This is a genomic window from Elusimicrobiota bacterium, from assembly GCA_028718185.1.
Lineage (GTDB): Bacteria > Elusimicrobiota > UBA8919 > UBA8919 > UBA8919 > JAQUMH01.
In genome coordinates, this window is the sequence record JAQUMH010000008.1 from 26,842 (window position 1) to 50,156 (window position 23,315).

Annotated in this window: 26 protein-coding genes and 2 tRNA genes; 7 read left to right on the plus strand and 21 right to left on the minus strand. The window is 34.7% G+C overall.

Annotation, left to right across the window (positions count from 1 at the left end; genetic code table 11):
* Positions 1-33: 33 nt before the first annotated feature.
* From PHE88_09685 to PHE88_09780, 20 genes are all read right to left on the minus strand, one after another.
* Positions 34-106, minus strand: a tRNA-Ala gene (locus tag PHE88_09685).
* 172 nt (positions 107-278) lie between these two features.
* Positions 279-1,493: a hypothetical protein gene (locus PHE88_09690; protein MDD5688087.1), complete on the minus strand. Its 1,215-nt coding sequence runs from the start codon at positions 1,491-1,493 to the stop codon at positions 279-281.
* 11 nt (positions 1,494-1,504) lie between these two features.
* On the minus strand, positions 1,505-2,257 hold the full coding sequence (locus PHE88_09695) for a hypothetical protein (GenBank protein ID MDD5688088.1): 753 nt from the start codon (positions 2,255-2,257) through the stop codon (positions 1,505-1,507).
* A 10-nt stretch (positions 2,258-2,267) separates the two neighbouring features.
* Entirely contained in the window at positions 2,268-3,827 is a 1,560-nt protein-coding gene (locus PHE88_09700; protein MDD5688089.1) for a FecR family protein, read from the minus strand.
* Between the two features lie 174 nt (positions 3,828-4,001).
* Entirely contained in the window at positions 4,002-5,216 is a 1,215-nt protein-coding gene (locus PHE88_09705) for a class I SAM-dependent rRNA methyltransferase (protein ID MDD5688090.1), read from the minus strand.
* Between the two features lies 1 nt (position 5,217).
* Positions 5,218-5,991 (minus strand): alpha/beta hydrolase family protein, encoded by a 774-nt coding sequence (locus PHE88_09710; protein ID MDD5688091.1) that lies wholly within the window; start codon positions 5,989-5,991, stop codon positions 5,218-5,220.
* A gap of 29 nt (positions 5,992-6,020) precedes the next feature.
* Entirely contained in the window at positions 6,021-6,365 is a 345-nt protein-coding gene (locus PHE88_09715) for a cupin domain-containing protein (protein ID MDD5688092.1), read from the minus strand.
* Between the two features lie 10 nt (positions 6,366-6,375).
* Complete coding sequence (locus PHE88_09720; protein MDD5688093.1) at positions 6,376-7,086, minus strand: DUF1638 domain-containing protein; 711 nt, start codon at positions 7,084-7,086, stop codon at positions 6,376-6,378.
* 101 nt (positions 7,087-7,187) lie between these two features.
* Positions 7,188-7,784 (minus strand): GyrI-like domain-containing protein, encoded by a 597-nt coding sequence (locus PHE88_09725; GenBank protein MDD5688094.1) that lies wholly within the window; start codon positions 7,782-7,784, stop codon positions 7,188-7,190.
* Between the two features lie 24 nt (positions 7,785-7,808).
* Positions 7,809-8,474, minus strand: coding sequence for a hypothetical protein (locus PHE88_09730; protein MDD5688095.1), 666 nt, complete (start codon positions 8,472-8,474; stop codon positions 7,809-7,811).
* A gap of 241 nt (positions 8,475-8,715) precedes the next feature.
* Entirely contained in the window at positions 8,716-9,609 is an 894-nt protein-coding gene (locus PHE88_09735) for a hypothetical protein (protein MDD5688096.1), read from the minus strand.
* Between the two features lie 680 nt (positions 9,610-10,289).
* A complete protein-coding gene (locus tag PHE88_09740) occupies positions 10,290-11,042 on the minus strand; it encodes a site-2 protease family protein (protein ID MDD5688097.1) in 753 nt (250 codons plus the stop codon).
* Positions 11,043-11,170: 128 nt separating this feature from the next.
* Complete coding sequence (locus PHE88_09745) at positions 11,171-11,332, minus strand: hypothetical protein (GenBank protein MDD5688098.1); 162 nt, start codon at positions 11,330-11,332, stop codon at positions 11,171-11,173.
* Positions 11,333-11,489: 157 nt separating this feature from the next.
* Positions 11,490-11,579: transfer RNA gene (locus PHE88_09750), tRNA-Ser, on the minus strand.
* A gap of 124 nt (positions 11,580-11,703) precedes the next feature.
* A complete protein-coding gene (locus tag PHE88_09755; GenBank protein ID MDD5688099.1) occupies positions 11,704-12,270 on the minus strand; it encodes a LemA family protein in 567 nt (188 codons plus the stop codon).
* 167 nt (positions 12,271-12,437) lie between these two features.
* Complete coding sequence (locus tag PHE88_09760) at positions 12,438-13,139, minus strand: hypothetical protein (protein ID MDD5688100.1); 702 nt, start codon at positions 13,137-13,139, stop codon at positions 12,438-12,440.
* Between the two features lie 9 nt (positions 13,140-13,148).
* Positions 13,149-13,874 carry a TPM domain-containing protein gene (locus tag PHE88_09765; protein ID MDD5688101.1) on the minus strand — a complete coding sequence of 242 codons (726 nt, stop codon included), beginning with the start codon at positions 13,872-13,874 and terminating at the stop codon, positions 13,149-13,151.
* 64 nt (positions 13,875-13,938) lie between these two features.
* Positions 13,939-14,817: an NAD(P)H-hydrate dehydratase gene (locus PHE88_09770; protein MDD5688102.1), complete on the minus strand. Its 879-nt coding sequence runs from the start codon at positions 14,815-14,817 to the stop codon at positions 13,939-13,941.
* A gap of 128 nt (positions 14,818-14,945) precedes the next feature.
* Positions 14,946-15,332, minus strand: a complete 387-nt coding sequence (gene acpS / locus PHE88_09775) for a holo-ACP synthase (protein ID MDD5688103.1) — start codon at positions 15,330-15,332, stop codon at positions 14,946-14,948.
* A 23-nt stretch (positions 15,333-15,355) separates the two neighbouring features.
* The gene (locus PHE88_09780) at positions 15,356-16,267 is read right to left on the minus strand and encodes a patatin-like phospholipase family protein (GenBank protein ID MDD5688104.1); all 912 of its coding nucleotides are present in this window, start codon (positions 16,265-16,267) and stop codon (positions 15,356-15,358) included.
* 60 nt (positions 16,268-16,327) lie between these two features.
* On the opposite strand from PHE88_09780, the gene PHE88_09785 reads away from it, so the two are divergent.
* The 7 genes from PHE88_09785 (at position 16,328) to PHE88_09815 (ending at position 22,445) form a co-directional block, all read left to right on the plus strand.
* Positions 16,328-17,233 carry a peptidase MA family metallohydrolase gene (locus tag PHE88_09785; protein MDD5688105.1) on the plus strand — a complete coding sequence of 302 codons (906 nt, stop codon included), beginning with the start codon at positions 16,328-16,330 and terminating at the stop codon, positions 17,231-17,233.
* A gap of 171 nt (positions 17,234-17,404) precedes the next feature.
* Positions 17,405-18,691 (plus strand): 30S ribosomal protein S12 methylthiotransferase RimO, encoded by a 1,287-nt coding sequence (gene rimO / locus PHE88_09790; protein MDD5688106.1) that lies wholly within the window; start codon positions 17,405-17,407, stop codon positions 18,689-18,691.
* Positions 18,692-18,915: 224 nt separating this feature from the next.
* A complete protein-coding gene (locus PHE88_09795; GenBank protein ID MDD5688107.1) occupies positions 18,916-19,905 on the plus strand; it encodes a uroporphyrinogen decarboxylase family protein in 990 nt (329 codons plus the stop codon).
* Entirely contained in the window at positions 19,898-20,413 is a 516-nt protein-coding gene (locus tag PHE88_09800; protein ID MDD5688108.1) for a dCMP deaminase family protein, read from the plus strand. Before PHE88_09795 ends, PHE88_09800 begins: the two co-directional genes overlap by 8 nt.
* Positions 20,406-21,185 (plus strand): AAA family ATPase, encoded by a 780-nt coding sequence (locus PHE88_09805; protein MDD5688109.1) that lies wholly within the window; start codon positions 20,406-20,408, stop codon positions 21,183-21,185. Before PHE88_09800 ends, PHE88_09805 begins: the two co-directional genes overlap by 8 nt.
* 99 nt (positions 21,186-21,284) lie before the next feature.
* Positions 21,285-22,151, plus strand: a complete 867-nt coding sequence (locus PHE88_09810) for a ParB/RepB/Spo0J family partition protein (protein MDD5688110.1) — start codon at positions 21,285-21,287, stop codon at positions 22,149-22,151.
* A gap of 144 nt (positions 22,152-22,295) precedes the next feature.
* Positions 22,296-22,445: a DUF5679 domain-containing protein gene (locus PHE88_09815; GenBank protein MDD5688111.1), complete on the plus strand. Its 150-nt coding sequence runs from the start codon at positions 22,296-22,298 to the stop codon at positions 22,443-22,445.
* A gap of 139 nt (positions 22,446-22,584) precedes the next feature.
* Here the strand turns inward: PHE88_09815 and PHE88_09820 are convergent, their stop codons facing one another.
* Positions 22,585-23,088 carry a nucleoside-diphosphate kinase gene (locus PHE88_09820; GenBank protein MDD5688112.1) on the minus strand — a complete coding sequence of 168 codons (504 nt, stop codon included), beginning with the start codon at positions 23,086-23,088 and terminating at the stop codon, positions 22,585-22,587.
* Positions 23,089-23,315: the final 227 nt, after the last annotated feature.

The window sequence follows — 23,315 nt, forward strand, 5'->3', positions numbered from 1 at the left end:
TACTTAGGGAATTTTATACTTTTTGTAAAAAATTGGAGGTGAGGGGGGTCGAACCCCTGACCTCTTGCATGCCATGCAAGCGCTCTCCCAACTGAGCTACACCCCCATTTGACCTTCCCGATGTTACATCGGGACACTCTCCCAACTGAGCTACACCCCCAAAATCGCTCGGGAACAAATTTCTTTGAGACGCTCGTTAGAACTCGCTCTGTCCGCCATAAAGTATTGGCGGGAAGCTCTTCAGTCCCGCATAGCGGGATTCCCTCACTCATAATTATTTAGTATGTATATTCGAATTTTATGCCAAAGTAGTTTCCTGTGTAGTTGTATGGCAGGTATTTTTCAAATTTCATATTGGAACTTTGACTTTGAAAAACATGGAAAAGCGTGGTGCGGGTAACGGCATTCGGTTTGAAAGTAAACCCGGAACTTAAAATAAAAAGATTATTTTTCTGTTTTTCATTCATTAAAAAATTACTATTATCATCCTGCGGCGGACGCTTGGTATAGGTTTTTATATCATATTCCGGACTTGCTGATAATTCCCATTGTTCTCCTAAAGCAAGTGAGAAAGGTATAGAGAAAATAACCTGGGTATAATCATAATAATCACCAAAATATCTGGGTACTTCTGTAGAACCAACTGAATCAAAATGAAGATAGTTCTGGTTTGAATTTTTAATTTTATAACATAGCGTAGGGTTAAGCGAAAGCTTCTCCCATAATTTCTGCATGCGCCCGACACTCAAATTTATTATAATGTCTTTCTGAAGGTCAGAACTGTAATATGTTCCGTTTGCTTGAACCATTGATACTGCTATTTTTTGTTTACTGTAATTTTGCATAATTATATCAAATCCAAAATGATTAACATTATACTCTACTGCTAAACCCGTCTGGTAAAGTGAGTGATTCTGTTTGCCGGTGGAACTTTCCACATTTGCGCCGCCAGCCTGAAATTCGGCAAGCAAGTCAGTATAATTAGGGAAATTCAAAAAGTGATATTGTCCGGTAATTGACGCTGATAATTCACTGGAAAACTTTCTGCCAACGGAAATCAAGCCGCCTAAACGGCTAAAATCGTAAAGACCGGTTCCCCATACTTCGTTACTACCGGTTCTTTTATATTCTTTCATATAGTCAACCTGACTTTTTAGCGAATAATTTTCATTTATTTTGTAGTTATGTCTTATTACTCCTAAATGATCCATTGTTCTGTCTGTAAATTTTTCGCCTTCTTCCCGTTTAAGTCCCGGACCCGTATATTTCAGTTCATAAAAACCAACAAACGAGTGCTTGCCTTCCGGTTTTACAATCACACCTAAGTCACTTAATAAATTTATGGAAAAATTCCAATCACTTATGTTTGGAATAAAAGCACCTTCATTAAATTGAAGCAAATAATATGGTGCAACTTTTACTTCTCCATAAAAATTATTTATTGATGAACTTATTATTATGCTTATCATTAATAAAATCTTTTTAATTTGCATGTTTTATATTCCTAAAAATTCCAATGATATGCTATAAACGGGTGGATTACAAAAAGCCCTTCAGGATAAATATCCATTCCTAAATCCAAATGAGTTTTAGAAACCATTATCCGTGAAATGATTTTTTTATACTTGAACCCATATCCCATCTGAACTGCAAGCAGTGAAGGTACATTTATATCCTTTTGATGAACCAAGCCTGTAAATACAAATATATCGGCAACTTTAAAGTTAAGTTCTGATACTCTAAAATCACCAAACTCAATAGCGGAAGAAGAAGAAAGTTTAACATCCATGCCGACACTTGAATATTTTACCCCGCCATAAAGCTTTGTTTCGTCAGTCGCAGATTTAGAAAAAACTAAACCTGTAGAATAATCATTGAACGAAGGTTTAACATCTCCTGAAATAAAGCGAAGAGCAATCATATCGCCATATTGACCAACTATATCAATTTGTGGAAGAACTTTTTGTTCATTAAAAAGTTTTGCTTTCACATTTAGATTAGCCCAGGTAAAAGGAAAGAGTGCCGGGAATAGATTGAACCTTATTGCACCATTTTTATCAGAAAGAACCGGTGAAAAATCTTCACTATTAGCGTGGATATTAAAAAAGAAGTCACCGGGATTATCAAGAAATTTTAGACCAAGATTTATAACTTCCTGCCCTAAAGCAGTTTTCTCAAAACTCTCCGCAGAAACATAGCCAAGTCTGTATATTATCAGCGCTAAAAACAATACTAAAAATTTAATTTTTTTACTCATAGAACAAAAACTACTTTACTGAATCTGCTATTTCACTAGCCTGTGTAGCTAACTTCTGTGCTATAGATACAACTATATCCGGTGTTATTACAATATCAATATTGCCTTTACTTAGAAAATCCATAGAATCAACTGTATTCCCTTCCCTAACACTTACTATCATTTCACCTGCTACTTCTTTAAGCACGGTAAAAGGATTTTCCGATGTAGAGGTAAAATCTTTCAAATTAAGCAGTTTCCCTTCATTGTTAATAGCATACGATTCTGTAAACAGGTTAATATACTTAGTTTGCCCGTCTTTCTCAACCTTAACATTTGGCGAAATATTAGTAGCCCATAAATCACCGGGAACCTCACCATTTGCTGAAATACTTTTATCCCCGGCATCATACTCTTCATCAATTTTCCAGCCATTTATATATGTATCCATAATTATGCTTCTTCCAGTAAGAACTTTCCCTTCATTATCTAACTGCCCTTTATCTCTTGTCTCTCCTATCAATTCCAGTTTATCTGTCTGATTGGTAACTTTACAATAAACTGACTGCGGATAAAAAGTATCTGCTTCCTGACCGGATATAAAACCCGGCCATTCTGTTATCTGGCTTGGTAACGGTTTATTAAATGTAACTTTTGTTTCGAGAACATCTAATCTGCTGGTAGAGGGTCCTTCATATTTGAATTTTCCGCCGTATACATAACTATCTCTTTTTGTCAGGTTTAGAAATTGCATTGTCTGGCTATCCGGACGAAGCAATTGCTGTTCAACACGGACAAGGTTACCATGTATATCCTTTAAACTGCGTCCGGTGGCGAAATCAGCTTCTTTTATTTCATTAACAATCTCTCTTGTTACTTCAATATCTGATTTCATATCAGCAACAATCGTATGCAACTCCTGCTGTAATGCTGCCATTTCATTTTTCAAATCTTCTTTTTTAGTCTCTTTTTGTTCTTTTTCTGCCGGTTGTGAATTCCCCTCCTGCTTCATATCCTCAAAGCCTGACCATTCCTGATTTATTAAAACCATTTGCTCGTTAGGAATAGGTGCCGGCGCAGAAACTCCTCCACCTGCGTCAGCTGTGGCATATTGTCCTGCAGGTACATCTGAATTTGCTGAGCCGTTTGAATTTGAAAAAGCAACTATTCCATCTAAAACCTGAAGAACACCATTATCTGAAGCTATAAACTCTGTACCCCTGACCGCACAAACAGCAGTCGGGGTTTTCACGCTGAATTTCCCGCCCTGTTTAAGTTTTATCTTGGCACGGATTTTACCAAGTATTAAATTAAACATGCTTTCGTTGCCAAGCGAATTCATCTCTACCTCAGAATTCTCGTGAACCCAGATGCGGCTGGTTTCATCCATGATTAATTCTAAACGGCTTAGCAGGCTTGTTTTAACTTTATCCTGCTGTTTCAAAACCATATCCGGTTTTGCAGCAACCCAGACCTGATTCTGAAACACCAGAACAGAACCTGTAAATTTAGAAATCTTAACATCTGCAAAAAGACAGGTAAAAAATATAAAGTATACAATAAAAAATAAAAATCCTAAAATCTTTTTCATAATCCACCTCCATATTTTGCATGAGGTTTCTTTCAAAACTTCTTTACCACAAGCGGTTTACACGCTTGTGGCTACTATTATTATAACAGCTGTTCAAATATCTGTCAAGTACTTTTTTTACATACCTGACAAATAATGTAAATTAATGACAGTATTTAAGTATTTTGTGATTTTTTACACACTAACCTTTTGTAAAACCCAGCATTGCAAGTATCTGCCTTCGGGGAAATCTAACGACCACGAATGGTCAATATCTGCACTAAATTTTTCAATAACTTTTATTTTACAATTGGCTATCGTGGCTGATTTAAAAAGTGCCTTTTGAAAATCTTCTTCGGATATATAAGAACTACAGCAAAAACTGAAAAGCAAACCGTTCTTTACCAGTTTTCTTATAGCTAAATTATTTAAACGCTCATAACCTTCTAATGCATTCCTGATTTTTTCCCTATGCTTTACAAACGATGGCGGGTCAAGGATAATAGCATCTACACTTCCATTATCAGTTTTAGTTAAATACTCAAATGATTCTCCAGTAATCACTTTAATATTCTTTCCATAACCATTTATTATTGAGTTTTCTTTTGCAATATCGTTAGCTGATTCCGAAACGTCAATATGTTCTATCTTTTCAACTCCTGCACGGGCAGCATAAAGATTAAAACTTCCCGTATAACCAAAATAATTTTGTAAATACTTTATATTGAGAATCTTGCACCAATATTCAACCCGTCTTCTTGCATTTCTCAAATCCAAAAAATAACCGGTTTTTTGCCCGTTAGGTATATCAACAAATATTTTGAAACCATTTTCTTCAATAAAATACTTTTCGGGTAATGTCCCATATAGAATACCCGCTGGTAAATCAACAAGTCCTTCTTTTTTCCGTACTTCAACATCGCTTCGTTCATAAATTGCGGATGGATTCCATATCTTTTTAATAATCGAAACCCATAAATCCCTGTTTTTATCCGCAAAAAACGTCTGGAATTGTAATACAAAAACAAGACCATAGCGGTCAATTATCAGTCCGGGAATATTATCAGATTCCGAATAAATCACGCGGTAATTTTTTTTATTATTCGGTAAGTCATATATTCCCAGTAATCGCTCTTTTCTTTCTGATATATCTTTAACATGCGCAAAAAACCAATCATTATCAATTTTTTCTTTTTCACTCCAGACTATTACCCTCAAACGAATATCGCTGTTTGGATTGTAAGCTGCTTGTGCAAAAATATTTTTAGTATCATCGGTAACATAAACAATATCTCCTGCCATTAAACCCTCTGAAACACTATTAACTGCTCCTGAAAAAATCCATGGATGGCGGTTATATCTGATTTTCTGTGCTCTATCTTTTTTTATAATAACTGATTTACTTGTCATATTATTTATGGCAGGATTTTATCGGTAACCATGCAAGGACTTTTTGGATATTTTTATCCCAATACTCCCAGCTGTGTCCTCCTGGTCCATCTTCATAAGTCAAATTTAAAGATAATTTTTTACCGAATTTCATAAAACGGACATTATCCTGATAAAACTTATCTTCTTTCCCGCAGCATTGATACAACATCGGCTTTGGACCCTTTAATTTAGCCATTTTCTCGGCTAAATAAAAAAGATCGTTATCACTTCCTTTAATTTTTCTTGTTTCCCCGAAAATATTTTTATATCTTGTCTCACCCATAACGCTTTTTGCCGAAGTACTTTCAATATCTGTCACTCCCGAAAGGCTCGCGGCGGCAATAAATTTATCCGGGCACCTGAACGCTACCTTTAACGCACCATAACCGCCCATTGAAAGCCCTGCAACAAAATTATCCTTTCTTAAACTTGATAACGGAAAAAATGACCTTGCTATAACCGGTAATTCCTCGCTGATAAACGTAAAATATTTATTCCCGTTCGCCATATCCGTGTAAAAACTCTTATCGGCATCCGGCATTACAATCGCAAGATTAAGCGATTCCGCATATCTTTCAACAGAAGTTCTCCGTAACCACGTTGAATAATCGTCCGCTAAACCGTGAAGCAGGTAAAGTGTAGGATATTTACCCGTGAACACTTTTTGAGTATTCTCCGGTTGCGGTAGCAAAACATTCATTGATGTCCAAATACCAAGAATTTTAGACACAAAATTACAATGAATTAAAACCATTCTCTCTCCCAATAATCAAGGACATAGCCCTAAGACTTTATCATCACTAAAAGCATTTTGTATTTTTTCACTGCTTTTAATGCGTGTGGTTTATTTGCAGGCATTATAATCATTTCACCCTGTTGAACATTGATAGATTTACCGGAAATAGTAATATCTGCTTCACCATCAACTATATAAACCAGCGCATCAAAAGGTGCTGTATGTTCACTCAACCCCTGTCCTTTATCAAAAGCAAATAGGGTAACCGTTCCCGTTTTTTTATTTATTATTGTCTTGCTTACCACAGAATCTTTCTGGTAATCTATCAAACTGGATAAATCTAATGCTTGTGCCAAAAGTTTTTCAGAATCAGATTGTTTTTTAACAGTCACTGTTCCTCCATTATTTTCTTACATGAATTATTTTGTCATCATGAGAAGCAACTATCATTTCACCAGGTTGGACAACTAAAAATTCTTCTGAATTCCAATTCCCTTCCAAAAAGTCTTTTATCAGTTTAGGACTACCTGAAAGAAAATCATTATTCCAACCTAACCACTTTGAACATTTTTTAGTATATGTCTTGTATTCTTCCGTAGTATAAAAACCCAAATCCACATATGCGGCATTTGAATATCTTTTAAACCATCCCTGTTCTGCTTCCATAAGATATTCGGCGTTATCTTTGCCGTACTTTTCTATGTATGTTTGCAATACCTGTTCGTATCTTTCTTTACTTGGTTGTGTATCTGTATCAATCCAACCCGGACTATACCAGTATGTACCGGGATGTTTTTCTAAATATTCTTTGTATCGTTCTTTTGAACCAAGAAGGAAAGTAATGCAGTCGTGCCCTCTCATAACAACTAATTTTGTTTTTCGTGCAACAATCCCTTCAAGCCCGTTACCACAAAGCCCATAACCGACGAAAATCGCCGAATAATCATCTTCTGCTTTATCAATAGCATCCTGCAACTTTTTTCGCAGAATATCCGGAGTATTATGCAAACTTTGTTCTATAAAATTGAAATCAAACGTATTTTTTGAAATAGATGCAAAATGGCACAATTCCCGCCAAAGAACATGGCAACTTATTATTAAAAACTTATTCATTAAATTTATGTATAGGAATTTTAAAGTACAGCAGAGCTAACGCTCTGCGGCTACAATATCAATTAGTTTGTAGCTGCAAAGCAAAGCTTTGCTTAATTTGTCTACTTTTTCTTGATACGGTATCTTATTATTGTGTAATATCCCTTTGGGTTACCTTTAAGAAACATTCCCGGTCCTTTTATATATTCTTCTTCATGTACATCAATTACTTTATAACCCTTATCTTTTATAAAAGCCATTAATTTTTCTGTTGTAGGAGCTTCTTCATTATAAGGACCTATATGGAGAATTTCTGCAACCGTTCCATATTCCCAGGTTACTATTTTCGGCTCAATTTTTTGTGTATTACCTGCTTCCGGCAATTTTTCAACTGAATCAGGGATAGCTAACCCATATATGCCTACCCATTCCTCTTTCGGCGTGGTCACTATTTTCGGCCATCTTGCTCTCGGTGCACTTATTACCATTTCTTTAACATTTCCTTTTATCTTGTAAAAAGTTTTGAATAACTGTGAAAAAGCAATACCAGCAGCAATATTAGGATCCCCTTTAACTTCCACAACAAGCATTTTCTGGTTAGCCATAGTTTTTATCTGCGGTCCCTTTAAGTATTCATACTTCTTCATATTAGGACTCCGCCCCAAAAAATACACAACAACAACCAAAACCACAATCACAAAACCAACTATCTTAGCCATACCCCTACCTCCTTATTTTTTAAATTATTTTCTTAACTCACCTACTAAACTATTATGATATTCATTAATTCCAGTTTTACAACTGAACTTAATAGCTAACACATAATCCTTAACACTATTTAAGTTGTCCGCTTGACTATCTGTAAGAGGTCTTCTGAATTTTTTGTATAACGTTCTAATCAAATAATCCAGTTCGGACTCATTTAACTTTAAATCTTGGAATTTATTTAATTTGCTTTGATTTTTTATGCTCTTAGTAGTATGAGTTATACCTTCAGCCTTATCACTCCCCGGATTTTTTTGAATTTCAACAAAACCACCAATATCAGTTTTGCCCGGAACGACTTTCGCTATATGTCCGACTTTTTCTTCTGTTTGAAAAATTATTACTTTTTTATCGCCGTCTTTATTAAATACGACCTTGAACCTTCCGGCTCCAAAAACCTTCGGATTATCAGGGAGCCTTTTTCTACCTTCTTCTATACCCATTGTTGTGTGTTCTATAGATGTAATTTCGCTATCGTATAATTCGTCTATGTAAATTTTAACTTCCGGCCTGATTTTTGATAAATCAATATTTGTTATGATATTTTGACTAACAGATTTCCGCTGGCTAGAAATTAGAATCGAAATTAAACTTAAAACAATTACCAACCCGGTTGTTAAAATATTTTTTTGTATTTTTTTCATATCTAATTTGTGTTTTCCTCAAATTTTCGTGACAACAGAAATTTATCCAGTTATTCCAAAAAAACCGCCAAGCAAAAACCACAAATTTACTTTTTGTGGTATCACTACAAAAAAGTTAAGACCTTTTTATAGTATCATACAAAAAAGTCAAATAAATGTCCATCAATTTTTGGCGGCAAATTCAACTTTAATAATCCCATTGTAAGCAATATCAACCAGTATAGAACGTTTCCTTTTTCTGTTAGAAGTTCATGCTCCTTTTTTCATTGTCTACTTTAAATGCTTTGAAATAATTTGATGCAAATATCAATTTGGCATTTAGTGGAATTATCGGTTCATGAAACTGTGTTTTTTGCCTGTCATTGTTGAAGCCATTTATTTGGGTAATAAAAATTATATTCCGATATTTTTCAAATAAGTTTTTATCTATTGCCTTGTCCTGTCCGATTTTTGTTTTCAACACCCAAGCTGTCCACCATTCAAGACCATGTCTTGCAATAACTATAGTTTGATTGTCACTTTTGATTACAGATTTTAATTCTTTTAAATTCTCGTATGCACTTTGGTCAATAACTGCTTCTTTTGGGCGTCCTGCAATAGATAGTATTGAGAAGGAAGTAAATATTAAAAGGCTAATACTTATTGTTTTAAGTTTTCGAACACTGATTACAGGAGCTATCTGAATTATTAGTAAAATTTGAGGAATAAATAACAATAGATTAAGTCTTTTAAAATATTCTCCGTCAAGCAAAGGAAATGAAAAAGCTATTAAGCAAATAATTGAAGCGAAAATTAATGCTTTTTGAAGTGACGTTAAAACGTAGCCCTTTGTCTTCAAAGTGATTATGCCGAATATGGCAAGTAATATAGAAAATAAAATATTCAAATAGTCAGGAGGTACTAACATTTCGTTTAATAGGGCAGGTCTTTCAAAAATCTCAGTCCAAAAGGAAAGTAACCTGTTAAAACGTGATAAATCAAAGATTGCGATTATACCAATACTAACACCAACAATAATTACTAAGGGAATTATTGCTTTCTTCTTGTAGGAATATAAAGCGAATATTGACAGAAAAAATAATGCAAAGATAAATGTTCCAAAATGCGTAAGACCTGTCAAAATTAAAAATGCCACAGAGAGAATAATATCCTTTTTCTTAAGCAGATAATTTAGAAAGTAATAAAGAAAGTTAAATAGAAAAACAATAGCTAATGCGTTTTTTTGCAAATCCGATGTAAGAATAAGCGGCGAAAACGAAAGAACTGAAAAAGCAATAATACTCGTGTTAAAATATTTTAATGATGATGGTTTATTCAAACGTATGATTTTATAAAGAGGTATTAGCAAGAGAGGAATTGAAATACTGTCAACTATTTTTACCCAGTTCAATATCAGCGTATCCGTAATTGTAAAACCAAACAATGAAAGGGTCTTTATTAAAAATGCGTCTAAATAAAATAGCAACGGCATATCAGAAAAACCCAATTGACCATTTGTCAAAATTGACCTTACTTGCAGAGGATAATACCCGCCATTGGCTCCCGGAATTAAATCTTGAGAAAAATTGAAATAAAACCGAAAACACAAAGCGATTAAGCCAAAAATAACATAAATAATAGCCGGTTTAATGTTTGAGTATCTTTTAAGCATGACTGTTAACTATTGTGATTGAAACAAATTGCTGACTTGCACTGAATGCAGTTAAAGTGTGGTAATTTAGACGAAGTACATTTATGCTCTGAGTATTTTGCACCATGTTAGCCGTCTGTTGCAGACATTAACAGAATAGTTATCCCTTTCTTCTTTTCCTATTTTCAAGCTATTAATCTGACAATATCTTTATAGGTTATTATGATTGTTAGAATAACAAATAATGACAGCCCCATCAAGTTAATCGCCTGATAAGTTTTTAAACTTATAGGTTTTTTCTTTATAGATTCTATTAAAAGCATAAATAAATGTCCACCATCTAATGCAGGAAGTGGGATAAGGTTCATTATACCAAGGTTCATACTCAGTACACCTGTAAAATGTAAGAGATTAAGAATGCCCTTGCTTGCCGCCTGACCAGACAAAGAAGCTATGCCTACAGGTCCTAATATTCCTTCTACCACACCGTTTCCAGAAACAACATTAAAAAGAAAGGTAATAGTCCCTGATAGCATCGCCCAGGTAGTTTTAGAACTTAAAAATATAGCATCAATAAAATTGAGGTCTTTACTTATCACAAATATTGGAATAAATAATAAAAAAGCAAAGATAATATTTAAAAAAGAACCTGCTGACAAAATCATTGCTCTTTTAAGAGGACAAACTCCGAATAAATCTTTTGCATCTTCATCACCTTCTTTTGAGAAGCTTACAAATCCGCCAAGAGGTAATAACCGCAAAGTAAATTCTGTTTCTTTGTGACTGAAAAGTTTTAAGATTCTTGGACTAAAAGGAAAGCCGATGGAAAATTCATAAACTCTTACACCCGCCTTTCTTGCTGCTATAAAATGTCCAAATTCATGTACAAGTACAATTATAGAAAATACAACGATGAATGCAACAAATGAAATTAACATTTTATTTCCTCAATGATAGTTTTGGTTTGCAGTTAAAATAAGCAGTTTTTCTTATCTAAAACAAGTTTGGAATAATAAAAAACACTATTGTCGAACAGCCGCACGTCCCCGATAATATTATTGCCAATTTATTCAACTCGCTCTATTAATATTACACCGCTAATTCCGCATATCAATATCACTAAAATATCTACGATAAACCAAAAAATAAGGTTGTTTACTATCATCGCAATAATAACTAATACTGATAATCCTATTAATAATGTACCAATAATTTTATTTTTTTCCATTTTTTACCTTACTTTTCATTTTATTGTATATAACTCATTTATATCCAAATCGGTCAATTAAGAACGTTGTTAGATATGTAGTTTTATGCTTTTTGTCCTTTGTTTCCTTTCGTTGAGTTTATGGCAAGCCCTGTACCTGAGCGTAGCGAATGGTACATGGCGGAGAGGGAGAGATTTGAACTCTCGATACCTTGCGGTATACACGCTTTCCAGGCGTGCGCACTAAGCCGGGCTATGCGACCTCTCCACGAATACAACTGCAAATTCGTTCTTATGTTCTAATGTTCTTAAGTTCTTAGGTTCATTATTAGGTTTTAAAAATCTTTGGAACATGAGAACACAAGAACCTTAGAACCTTAGAACCGTCTTACCTAAAATTCTACTTTGGGGACTGATTTTGCGGCTTCTTCTGCTTTGAAATATGCGTCTTTCTTGGTAAAACCGGTCATGGACGCTATTATATTGCTGGGAAATCTTTTTACAAGAATATTATAACCAAGAACTACTTCGTTGTATCTCATTCTTTCAACTGCAACACGGTTTTCCGTGCCTGCAAGCTCGTCCTGGAGACGAATGAAATTTTGGTTAGCTTTTAAATCAGGATAATTTTCCACGACAACAAGAAGGCGGGAAAGAGCGCTATCAAGTGACTGGTTTGCTTTAATCTTTTCATCAACTGTTTTTGCGCCTGCTAATTTCGCTCTGGCATCGGCGATATGGGTAAATACTTCTTTTTCGTGTGTCATATAACCTTTAACTGTTTTTACAAGGTTAGGTATGAGGTCGTTACGCCGCTGAAGCTGGTTCTCTACCTGCGCCCATTGCCCGTCAATACTCGCACTAAGCGTAACTAACTTGTTGTAATTGCCAATATAAGTTCCGATTAACATCAACACTAAAAGAACAATAACACCTAAAATAATCCATACTTTTTTCATAAGACCTCCCTCCTGTTTCACAAGTTAATCTTACCAAAGGTCTGGCGACAACTACAAAACTATAATTAAATTGTAGTTTCACGCCCTCGGCGTGATAACATTGAAATTACTGTACATCAAATCAGGCACGCCAAGGGCGTGCAACTACAAATATTAAAATTCCGATACTATAACGCATCAACAACGTCAACCATTTTTTCTATTTCTTTTAAGTATTCCTCCATACTTGAATCAGGGTCAAGCTTCAACGCTTCCCTATTTCCCTGTTTCATATTGAATATTGTAGCAAAAATTGATGGGTTTAGTCCAGTTTTTTCTGATAATATTTTAAGTGAGTCAAGCCGTTTCACGGGTGGTGTTATGTTAAATAATCTGACTATATGACGGAAAATAATTAAAAAAGTTGAAATGGAATTAATTAACAGTTTTTGGACATCGGATTTACTTTGGGAAACCATATATCCTTGCCGTAACTTAAGTAATTTGCCTTTGAGTTCAAATTCACATTCATGTCTTAAATGTGTATTTTTTATTTCCAGATTTTTAAACGGGTCCTCTCCGTATAAAATTTTACGGTTGTCTTTCATGTCGAGAAATTCTATTGGGAAAACATCAGTTGATTTTTTTAGTTGTTCAATTGTAAAAAGCAAAGGCGGGTGGTTCCCGTTTTTAATCCAGGATTTCATTGTTTTACCGACTGACTTTAAATCACTGAACTTAATTTCTCCAAGAATTAAAAGCAGGTTGTCATCAGAATGTTTTTCAGTATGTTCTCCGCTTGCCTTTGAACCATAAAGAACAATTGATTTTAAATTTTCGCCGTATATAATTTTTATTTCTTCAACAAATTTATTTAAAACATCTGCCATTTTCTCCTCCTACCAACCACGACTGGCTCCGCCACCGCCGCTCATACCTCCGCCAAACCCGCCAAAACCACCACCGAAACCGCCACCACCTGACCCGCGGCCGCCAGATGTTCCTAAAAATAAAAGAAATAAAAATGGATGGCGGATAAAAACATATATTATTATAATAAAAAATAAAAATTGGAAAAATATACCTAATGGGCTTGATTTGCCGCCTTGCTTTACACCAATAGTTCCGCCGGTAAGTTCAACACCTGCATCCTTTGCAATAACAGAAGCAATAGCAAGAACACCGGTTGTTAAACCCTTGCTATACGCGCCTTCTTTGAAATTGGGAATAACATAAGTATCAAGAATTTCACCGCACAATCCATCCGGCAGAATTCCTTCAAGCCCATAACCGACTTCTATTTTTACTTTCCTATCATCAATTGAAGCAGCAAGCAATACACCATTATCTTTTCCTTTTTTCCCGATACCCCATCTTTTAAAAAGTTGGACACTGAAATTTTCAATTGAATCGTTTCCTAAATTTTTTACCGTTACTACTGCAATTTCAGCGCCGGTTTTTTGTTCCAGTTCTTGTATAATTGCGCTCATTTGCTGTGAAGATGAATCATCAATTACACCGGCATAATCCGCAACCCAACCGGTAGGTTTAGGAAGGTCAACACCGTAAGATAATCCGGAGCAAGAAAATAAAAAGAAAAAAATAAAAATTAATTTTTTATTCATTTTTTAGAAACAGCACCCAGTCGCATAGCAATGCGACCGCTACAAACCCTACAACCCTATAACTTTATAACCCTATAACATTTTTTATCGCTTCCGGTATTCTTTCAATTAAATCTGTCGGTAACATTGAAATCTGGGTTTTATCTTTTGCTGCTAAATCACCGGCAAGGCCGTGTAAGTAAACTCCGAGACAAGCAGCGTCCAACAAATTTTCAATCTGCCCTATAAATCCCGCAATCATACCGGTTAAAACATCGCCGCTGCCTCCGGTTGCCATACCAGGATTACCGGTTGTGTTAATAAATACTTTTTCACCGTCTGTAATTACGGTTTCATGTCCTTTAAGTACACATATTAGTTTATTTTCTGATGCGAATTTTTTTGCAATTTTTTCTCTGTTATTTTGTATTTCTGTTATAGAAATATTTGTTAAGCGGCTTAATTCTGCCGGGTGAGGTGTTAAAATAGTTTTCGATTTAGATTTTTTAAGAATTTTTGTATTTTTTTGTATATTGTTTAATCCATCCGCATCAATTACAATCGGAATTTTATTTTTAATTAAAAATCTTTCAACAAATATTTTAGTGCCCGGTTCAGTTGAAAGCCCACACCCTAAAGCAATTGCTGTGATTTTCCTTTCAGTAGTAAAATCTGAAACTGTCTTTGTCGCTGTAGGTGAAATAAACCCGTCTTTATCAGGGAGCTGTAGCGTCATAACCTCCGGAGGTAATCGTTTGGTAATCTGGGTACTTAATGATTCCGGGAATGCAAGTGTTGTTAGCCCGCTACCGGAACGCAAACAACCCATTGAGCATAATATAGCAGCACCGGTGAACTGTTTAGAACCAGCCACTATTAATGTGTGCCCGTAGTCGCCCTTGTGTGAATCCAAAGCGCGGGACGGCAAGATATTCCTTATATAATTCGAGGTTAGTTTTATCATATTTTCACCAGAATGAATAAGAAACTAATTGGGTTATAGCGTTATAGGGTTATAGGGTTATAGGGTTTTATCATATTAACTCTACAAACTCTAAAACTCTATGAACTCTAAAAACTATTTTACGAGTGCTATTTGTTATATATCGCTACTGCAACGGCATAATCATCAGTATGTGAAAGCGAAAGCGAAACTTTTTTTCCCAAATCTTTATATTTTTTTGCCAATACGACTTCCGGTTTGCCGTCTTTTGTGTTTCTTACCATAATGTCCCTGTGCCATATATCTTTTTTACCAAGCGCCTTCCAAACAGCTTCTTTTGCGGCAAATCTTACCGCAAAGTGCTGCCACTTGGTCTTCCTGGAATTGCAATATTCAATTTCTACCGGAGTATAAACTTTCTGCAGAAATCTTTTGTTAGTCTGTATAATCTTTTTTATTCTTTTAACTTCAATTATATCAACACCGGTTAGTATCATATTTTTATTAGAGATTGTCAGATTTTCGAACAATCTCATTATACTAAAAAAACTTTTTTTATCTATGGTTTACAAAATATTCTTTTCAAGAATGTTTTTGAGCTTCTAATATTAATAGTTTTTTTAAGTTCGGAAATTTTTGATACTGATTCATTTTCACCTGCAAGAAGACATTCCTGAAATCGCTTTACTTCAAACCATTTTATATTTTTTACATCCGGAAACAATATAAAATCTGCATCTTTTAATTGAAGCTGCCTTAATGTGCAAAGAACTATATCATTTGTGCGGTAATTTATATCAGACGCATTTTTTAATTCATTTTCTGTAATTGAATGTAATCCGATACTTACATCTACTCCAATTGCAAAATCGCAACCCATATCCTTTACTACTTTTGTCGGAACAAGCCGGACAGCACCACCATCTACAAGCATATGGTTTTTATATTTTACAGGCGGCATAATTCCGGGAATTGACATGCTGCAGGAAACGGCTTCCAATATGGAACCTTCTTTTATGACAACTTCTTCTCCTTTTGCGATATCTGTTGCGACACAAGCAAATGGAATCTTCAAATCAACAAAATCAATATCCGGTAAAAAATACTCGAGCATACTATCTATTGCAGATTTCTCTAAAAATGCCATTTTTATACCCGATAAAAAAAACATCGCCTTTTCCTTTATAATGCCTAAGGCGTTCTTTAAAAAATCTTTTGAATCGCCCTTTGATAAACTATCAAATTTTAAATTTTTATAGATATCTGTATTTAAAAAATCTGCTACTTTTTTCTCCATTTCCTCAACAGACATCCCACAACAGTACATTGCACCAACAATTGCTCCCATAGAAGTCCCAGCCACAAAATCCGGTACGATTTTATTCTTTTCGAGGACTTTTAAAACACCGATGTGTGCAATCCCTCTTGCACCGCCACCACCTAAAGCAAGTCCGACCTTAAATTTCCTCATATTAGGTCATTATAAGAATTTTCTTGCTTAAAATCAAGTTATATTATATAATTCCTTTCCATGAAACTTTTCGGATTTGAGATTGAACGCTCGTACTGGCTATTAACCATAGGTGTGGTAGTAGGTATATATTTATGGTTTTTTCTAATGACGGTTTCAAGATTTATTGATTTAAAAAATGCGAAAATAGAAAGAAAATATGAAGAAGAAGTTGAATCAATAAAAGAACAAATTATTATAGTACAAAGACTAAAGTCAGATAATGCGCCTTATGCGGATGTTTCATTAACTATACCTGACGGCTTAAATCAAATTTATACCACACACTTTATAATTTATTCATCTAATGAACCATTATTAAAAGAACTTTCCCAGCAGGTTGAGACAATTTTTAGCACAATAATCGCTGATACTAATCTTTACAATTTTAAACCACCGGAAAGGTTCCCAATTTACATATACAAAGATGCCCAAATGTATAAGGAATTTACTAAAAGACCGGAATGGTCCGGTGGATTTGTAATGGATAGAAAAATATACACTTTTGAAGGTAACCATTTAAAATATATACTGTCACATGAAATTGCACACCTCATTTTTAATGACTTTATGGATAACAAAGCTGTAAATATTTCTAAATGGATAAATGAAGGGGTTGCTATGTATGAAGAAAACAAGGTAAGTAATATAGAAAAGCCGCAATTTGACAAATCAAAGAGAATATCAATGCAGGAGTTTTTAGCTTTTGATATTTTGTCAGCAGAAACATCAAAAGTAAGCTTATGGTATCTTCAAGCAGATTCATTAGTAACCTTTTTACTTGAAAAACGGGCAAAATTAAAGTTTTATAACTTTTTAACTAAATTAAAAGAAACAGAAAACTTTGATGAAGCGCTTTTCTGGGGATACCAGTCTGAGTTTAAGAATATTGCTGATTTAGAATCTGCCTGGTTAGATGATAAATAGTTTTTGTTGAAGAGACATAAAACTATTTACAAAGAAACTTTTTATAATTGTAGTTTCGAACCCTTGGACTGCCCGCATATGGCACGCCAAGGGCGTGCAACTACATTTCCATATATGAACAAATCATAACACAATTTCAAAGAGCTGGATTGAAATGTTTCACGTGAAACAATGAGAAAAGTTAATATAATTTCTTTTGGTTGCCCCAAGAATCTTGTCGATTCTGAAACAATTGCAGGAATCTTGGCAAAAAATGGTTGCGCCTTTCTGGCTAATTATAATTTAGCTGATATCATTATAATAAACACCTGCGCTTTTATTGAATCGGCAAGAGAAGAAGCATATTCTACGATTTCGGAAATTTCTAAACAAAAGTCCCCGCACCAAAAACTTGTAGTTTGTGGATGTTTACCCCAGCTTGAAAAAGATGCATTGCTAAAAAAATTCCCTAAAATAGATATGCTTCTTGGTAGTTCAGATTTTTCAAATATTCTTAATGCACTTAATTCGTTTGATTTACCTTCCTCCTCTTTTGTAAAAATAGGGACACCAAAATTCGTTATATCCAATGAACCAAAAATATTTTCAACTCCTAAAAGTTACGCCTATATAAAAATTGCCGAAGGCTGTAATAACAGGTGTAATTACTGTATTATTCCGGCGCTTCGCGGGAACTATAGAAGCCGGAAAATAGAAGATATTCTTAAAGATGCAGAAAATGCTGCCGTCACAGGAAGAAAAGAAGTAATTCTAATCGCACAAGATATAACTATGTATGGTTCCGATATCTACAAAAAGCGATGTCTCCACACTCTATTGAAAAAGATGGTGAAAATCAGCGGTTTGCAATGGATTCGACTGCTTTACACTCATCCTGCACATTTCACAGATGAGTTAATCTCAACAATTGCCGGAAACGAAAAAATCTGCAAATATATTGACATCCCAATCCAACATACAGATGATTCTATATTAAAACAGATGGGAAGGTCCTCTTCCGGTACAATTTTCAATACAATTGAAAAATTAAGGAAAAAGATACCAAATATAGTATTGAGAACAACAATAATGGTTGGTTTTCCCGGAGAAACAGAAAAAATATTTACTAAACTATTAAATGATATTAAATCTCTTGAATTTGACTGGCTTGGAGGATTTGCCTATTCACCTCAAAAAGGAACCGTAGCTTTTGATTTAAAAAATACTATACCGCAAAAAATAAAAGAAGCACGGCTTAATAAATTGATGGAAGTCCAGCAAAAAATTACTTATATAAAAAACAAAGCCCGTATTGGAAAACCATTTAATGTCCTTGTTGATTCTGACAAATGCGGTCATGCCGAATTTCAGGCTCCTGAAATAGATGGCAATATAATATTTAAAAAAAGACAGATAATTGGTGGTTTTTTAAAAGTAAAAATTAAAAATGTAAAAAATGTTTATGATTTAACCTGTTGAGATTGTTGTTCAAAAAATACCCAACAATCTCTGATTACACCTACTCGCCTCGCTTTCGCGAGAGCGAAGCAGGTTACAAATAAGATTACACAGACCTACCTGCTGGTAGGCAGATTAAAATCTAATGATACAAATGTTTCACGTGAAACATTTTTTTCGCTTGACATATCATTTCTCTTTTTATACAATAAAGCTTTCATTAACTATTATTGAGAGTTTATTTTATGCAATCATCTAAAGAATTAGTAAGTAATGCCATTCATTTCCGTAACCCGGAACGTTTACCGGTAGAGTTTAGCGCTATGGGTATAAGCGATACTGCAGTCGTAAACTGGAACCAGACAGGAGCCGGCAATCGTGACATAAACACAACATTTGATGAATGGAATTGCGAGTGGAGCAGGACTGAAGTTAAAAACATGGGGCTGGTTACCGGTCATCCGCTTTTAAGCTGGGATAAGTTGTCAACTTTCAAATGGCCGGACCCGGATAACAATCTATTCTACGAAGGAATGGAAAATAAATTCAAAGATACCGACGGTAAATATGTAAAAACTGAAATTTTTATGCTCTTGTTTGAACGCATACATTCATTACGTGGATTTGAAAACACTCTTACCGACCTTTACCTTGAAAAGGAAAAAATAAGTCATCTTGCAGATAGAATTGTGGAATTTGACATAAGAATAATAGAAAATATATCTAAAAGGTTCCCAAATAAAATAAATGGTCTTTTTTTTACCGATGATTGGGGTACCGAACTGAATTCTTTTATAAGCGTTGAATTATGGGATGAATTTTTCAAGCCGCGATACAAAAAGATTTTTTCTGCGGCTAAAGCGGCGGGTTGGGATGTCTGGATGCATTCTTGCGGCAAAATAAATAATCTTATACCTTCTCTAATTGAAATCGGATGTAACGTATTAAATATGCAGCAGCCGCTCACAAACGGAATAAACGAAATCGGTAAAAAATTTGCCGGTAAAATTTGTTTCTCATCCCTTTGTGATATACAACACACTCTGCCGTTTAAATCAAATGAAGAAATTGAAGCAGAAGCTAAAGAACTACTTACCAAATGGGGTACAAAAAATGGCGGGTTCATTTTATCCGATTATGGGGATGACAGGGCAATCGGTGTAAACGGTACGAACAAAAAGCAAATAATGTATAACGCCTTTATGAAGTATGACAGGTGGAAAACAAATGTCTAAAAAAACACTTAAAAGAACTGATTATATATCCTGGGATGAATATTTTATGGGTGTATCTTTGCTTTCTGCTAATAGAAGCAAAGACCCAAACACACAAGTCGGGGCATGTATAGTAAACTCCCAGAAAAAAATTGTCGGCGTAGGATATAACGGGTTCCCGGCCGGATGTTCCGACGATAAGTTTCCCTGGAACAACGGCGGAAAATTTTTAGATACAAAGTATCCGTATATATGTCATGCGGAACTCAATGCAATCCTTAACAGTACAGGTAGAAATCTTTTAGGATGCATTCTTTATACCGCGTTATTTCCTTGTAACGAATGCGCAAAAGCTATAATACAATCAGGAATCAAAGAAGTGGTATATTTATCAGACAAGTATTCACATACTGATGTAGTCAAAGCTTCTAAATTGATGTTCAAATCATCCGGCGTAATCATCAGAAAACTAAAAACCGTAAGAAAATCTGTTACAGTGTCATTTTTACCATCAAAATATTATGAGTAAAGTAATTGCTATTGCTAATCAAAAAGGTGGAGTAGGAAAAACTACTACTGCGATAAATCTATCTGCATCTCTTGCCTCACTTAACTATGAAACTCTTCTTATTGATTTGGATCCGCAAGCAAATGCAACAAGCGGGTTTGGTATTAAAAAAGATGAAGTCACCTCCAGCATATATAATGTACTAATTGACGATAGCTTATTAGAAGACACCATTTTACCGACTGATGTCGAATGGTGCGAGATTGTACCTTCAGGATTAGACCTGGTTGGTGCAGAAGTGGAATTAGTAAATATGTTGTCCCGTGAAACCCGTCTGAAAAACGCTTTATCTAAGTTTCAGAGTGTTTATGACTATATAATTATTGACTGCCCGCCATCGTTGGGATTATTAACTGTTAATGCGTTCTGTGTCGCAAATTCCGTAATTATACCGATTCAATGTGAATATTATGCTTTGGAAGGACTTGGTCAGCTGCTTAAACTCGTCGAAGCAATTAAAAAAACATTGAACCACCAACTTTATGTTGAAGGTGTTTTATTAACTATGTATGATGCACGGTTAAATCTTTCGGGCCAGGTAATAGAAGAAATCAAAAAATATTTTGGTGATAAAGTTTATAAAACAATCATTCCCAGAAATGTTCGCTTAGCAGAAGCACCGGGATTCGGGAAGCCTGTTATACTTTATGACAAACATTCACGGGGAACAGAAGCGTACTTAAATCTTGCCAAGGAAATGATTGATAAAGAATCTGAAAAAGAAAAAAAATGATTTAAGATTCAAGATTGAAGATTTTAATCTAATCTTACTTCTTAAATCTTGTATCTTGCATCTTTTTTCTTGCTTCGTGTTATACAATGGGGGAACTTTATGAGGAAAGCATTAGGGAAAGGGTTGGAAGCATTGATACCGGAAATCGGCAATGCTCTTTCTTCTTCCACATCAGCAGAAGGTGAAGGTACTCTAAAAATACCTGTAAACAAAATTAAACCTAACAGATACCAGGCAAGAGAAAAGTTTGATGAGGCAGGTCTTAAAAATTTGGCAGATTCTATTATGGAACATGGTCTTGCCCAGCCGATAATTGTTTCAGCAAAACGAAAAGACGGGACATACGAGCTGGTTGCAGGTGAAAGGCGGTGGAGAGCTTCTATGCTTGCCGGACTTTCTGAAATTCCGGCTATAATAAAAACTCTTTCTGAAAAAGAAAGCTTTGTCCTTTCATTAATTGAGAACCTTCAACGAAAAGATTTGAACCCCGTAGAAGAAGCAAAAGGTTATAAAAGATTGATGGCTGAATTTAACCTGACTCAAGAGGATTTAGCGAAAACTCTCGGCAAATCCCGTTCTACGGTTGCAAATATAATACGGCTTCTTTCGCTACCAAAACAGATTCAGGACGCTATTTCTGAAGGTAAAATTACAGAAGGTCATGCAAGAGCAATCGCGTCAATTGACGACCCGTTAAAACAACGGTTATTATTAGAGAAAATTATAGCCCAGCAATTAACTGTTAGGGATGTTGAAAAAATTTCGCAAAAATCAAAAAAAAGTACTTTGAAAAAAGATGCAAACATAACAACAGTTGAGGAAGACTTACAGAAGATTCTCGGAACAAAAGTTGAGATAAAATACAGGGGTAAAAAAGGTAAAATTATAATCTCCTGTTACTCTTTGGAAGATTTAAATCGTATAGTTAACATTTTACACCAAAAATCTAAGCTTGTAAAAAAATAAAATAATTGTTATAATTGCAGATGCTAATGGAAGGAATTAAAGATCTAAGATTCAAGATTATATTCTAATCTTACTTCTTGTTTCTTGTTTCACATAACACATAACACATTTCACATTACACAATTTTATAAGGAGGGTACTCAAATGGCAGAAGGAAGATGTATGAAATGTAAGAAGCAGGTGGAAATTAAGGATGCAAAAGAAATTGAAATGAAGGGCGGCAGAAGAGCGTTACAAGGTGTCTGTCCCGCTTGTAGTACAAAAGTATTTAGAATACTCGGCAAAAAAAAATAAGATTGTTTTAAAAAACAATCTTGTTCTGATTTTGTTTTGTAATTAATATCTTTATTGATGCATCAAAGTCAAATGCTACAACTCTGCTATCCCACAATCCCGCTATCCCACGACATTTTGACTCTACGATTCTATCTTTTTATGCCCATTCTTTCACTTTAATCTTTTCTTTTACGACTTCTTTGGTAGGGTAGATTTCATTTACAACTTCGGAAGGCGAAAACCATAGTTTTATTTCTCGCTCGGCTTCATCATCAGAACTTGAAACGTGTAAAACGTTCTCATAAACGCCTTTTGTTGTTATCCGGCCGTATGCTCCACGTATTGTTGTCGGTTCGGCTTCTTCAGGATTTGTAGCGCCTGCTATTTCTCGTAGTTTTCCAATAGCATTTTCTCCCTCATATAAAAGAACTAATACTCTTTTGGTTTTGTGTATTTCCCCGCAAATGTACTGGACAAGTTCTCCAAAAAACGGTTTATCCTTCATGTGGGCATAGTGTTTTTCGGCAAGTTCTCTGCTCGGGCTTACAACTTTTGCTCCTATAATTTCAAGCTTTGCCTCCGAAAGTTTTATGAGGATACTTCCGGTTAAAGATTTTTTTAGACCATCTGGTTTTACTATAACAAGTGCTTGTTGTTTCATAAATATCATTTTACAAAAATTAAATATATTTGTCAAGAAAATTTTTTATTTATTAAAATTTTTTCTCTTGACTTCTTGTTGAACATTTAATATAATACAAAAACAAAACATATTTGTTTCGCTAAAAAGTAAGACTCCCTGATAAAATATGGTAAAACTAAACACCTAAAAGAACTACTAATAAGTTATGCACAATTGTTAGTAACTATGTTAATAACTTTATTTAA

Coding starts and splice junctions, on each gene's coding strand:
- PHE88_09720 (MDD5688093.1), bottom strand. CDS start 7,086: ATGAATAAGTTTTTAATAATAAGTTGCCATGTTCTTTGGCGGGAATTG.
- PHE88_09725 (MDD5688094.1), bottom strand. CDS start 7,784: ATGGCTAAGATAGTTGGTTTTGTGATTGTGGTTTTGGTTGTTGTTGTG.
- PHE88_09710 (MDD5688091.1), bottom strand. CDS start 5,991: ATGGTTTTAATTCATTGTAATTTTGTGTCTAAAATTCTTGGTATTTGG.
- PHE88_09700 (MDD5688089.1), bottom strand. CDS start 3,827: ATGAAAAAGATTTTAGGATTTTTATTTTTTATTGTATACTTTATATTT.
- PHE88_09780 (MDD5688104.1), bottom strand. CDS start 16,267: ATGAGGAAATTTAAGGTCGGACTTGCTTTAGGTGGTGGCGGTGCAAGA.
- PHE88_09705 (MDD5688090.1), bottom strand. CDS start 5,216: ATGACAAGTAAATCAGTTATTATAAAAAAAGATAGAGCACAGAAAATC.
- rimO (MDD5688106.1), top strand. CDS start 17,405: ATGAGAAAAGTTAATATAATTTCTTTTGGTTGCCCCAAGAATCTTGTC.
- PHE88_09695 (MDD5688088.1), bottom strand. CDS start 2,257: ATGAGTAAAAAAATTAAATTTTTAGTATTGTTTTTAGCGCTGATAATA.
- PHE88_09770 (MDD5688102.1), bottom strand. CDS start 14,817: ATGATAAAACTAACCTCGAATTATATAAGGAATATCTTGCCGTCCCGC.
- PHE88_09810 (MDD5688110.1), top strand. CDS start 21,285: ATGAGGAAAGCATTAGGGAAAGGGTTGGAAGCATTGATACCGGAAATC.
- PHE88_09815 (MDD5688111.1), top strand. CDS start 22,296: ATGGCAGAAGGAAGATGTATGAAATGTAAGAAGCAGGTGGAAATTAAG.
- acpS (MDD5688103.1), bottom strand. CDS start 15,332: ATGAGATTGTTCGAAAATCTGACAATCTCTAATAAAAATATGATACTA.
- PHE88_09800 (MDD5688108.1), top strand. CDS start 19,898: ATGTCTAAAAAAACACTTAAAAGAACTGATTATATATCCTGGGATGAA.
- PHE88_09760 (MDD5688100.1), bottom strand. CDS start 13,139: ATGGCAGATGTTTTAAATAAATTTGTTGAAGAAATAAAAATTATATAC.
- PHE88_09785 (MDD5688105.1), top strand. CDS start 16,328: ATGAAACTTTTCGGATTTGAGATTGAACGCTCGTACTGGCTATTAACC.
- PHE88_09820 (MDD5688112.1), bottom strand. CDS start 23,088: ATGAAACAACAAGCACTTGTTATAGTAAAACCAGATGGTCTAAAAAAA.
- PHE88_09795 (MDD5688107.1), top strand. CDS start 18,916: ATGCAATCATCTAAAGAATTAGTAAGTAATGCCATTCATTTCCGTAAC.
- PHE88_09755 (MDD5688099.1), bottom strand. CDS start 12,270: ATGAAAAAAGTATGGATTATTTTAGGTGTTATTGTTCTTTTAGTGTTG.
- PHE88_09805 (MDD5688109.1), top strand. CDS start 20,406: ATGAGTAAAGTAATTGCTATTGCTAATCAAAAAGGTGGAGTAGGAAAA.
- PHE88_09765 (MDD5688101.1), bottom strand. CDS start 13,874: ATGAATAAAAAATTAATTTTTATTTTTTTCTTTTTATTTTCTTGCTCC.
- PHE88_09745 (MDD5688098.1), bottom strand. CDS start 11,332: ATGGAAAAAAATAAAATTATTGGTACATTATTAATAGGATTATCAGTA.
- PHE88_09740 (MDD5688097.1), bottom strand. CDS start 11,042: ATGTTAATTTCATTTGTTGCATTCATCGTTGTATTTTCTATAATTGTA.
- PHE88_09690 (MDD5688087.1), bottom strand. CDS start 1,493: ATGCAAATTAAAAAGATTTTATTAATGATAAGCATAATAATAAGTTCA.
- PHE88_09730 (MDD5688095.1), bottom strand. CDS start 8,474: ATGAAAAAAATACAAAAAAATATTTTAACAACCGGGTTGGTAATTGTT.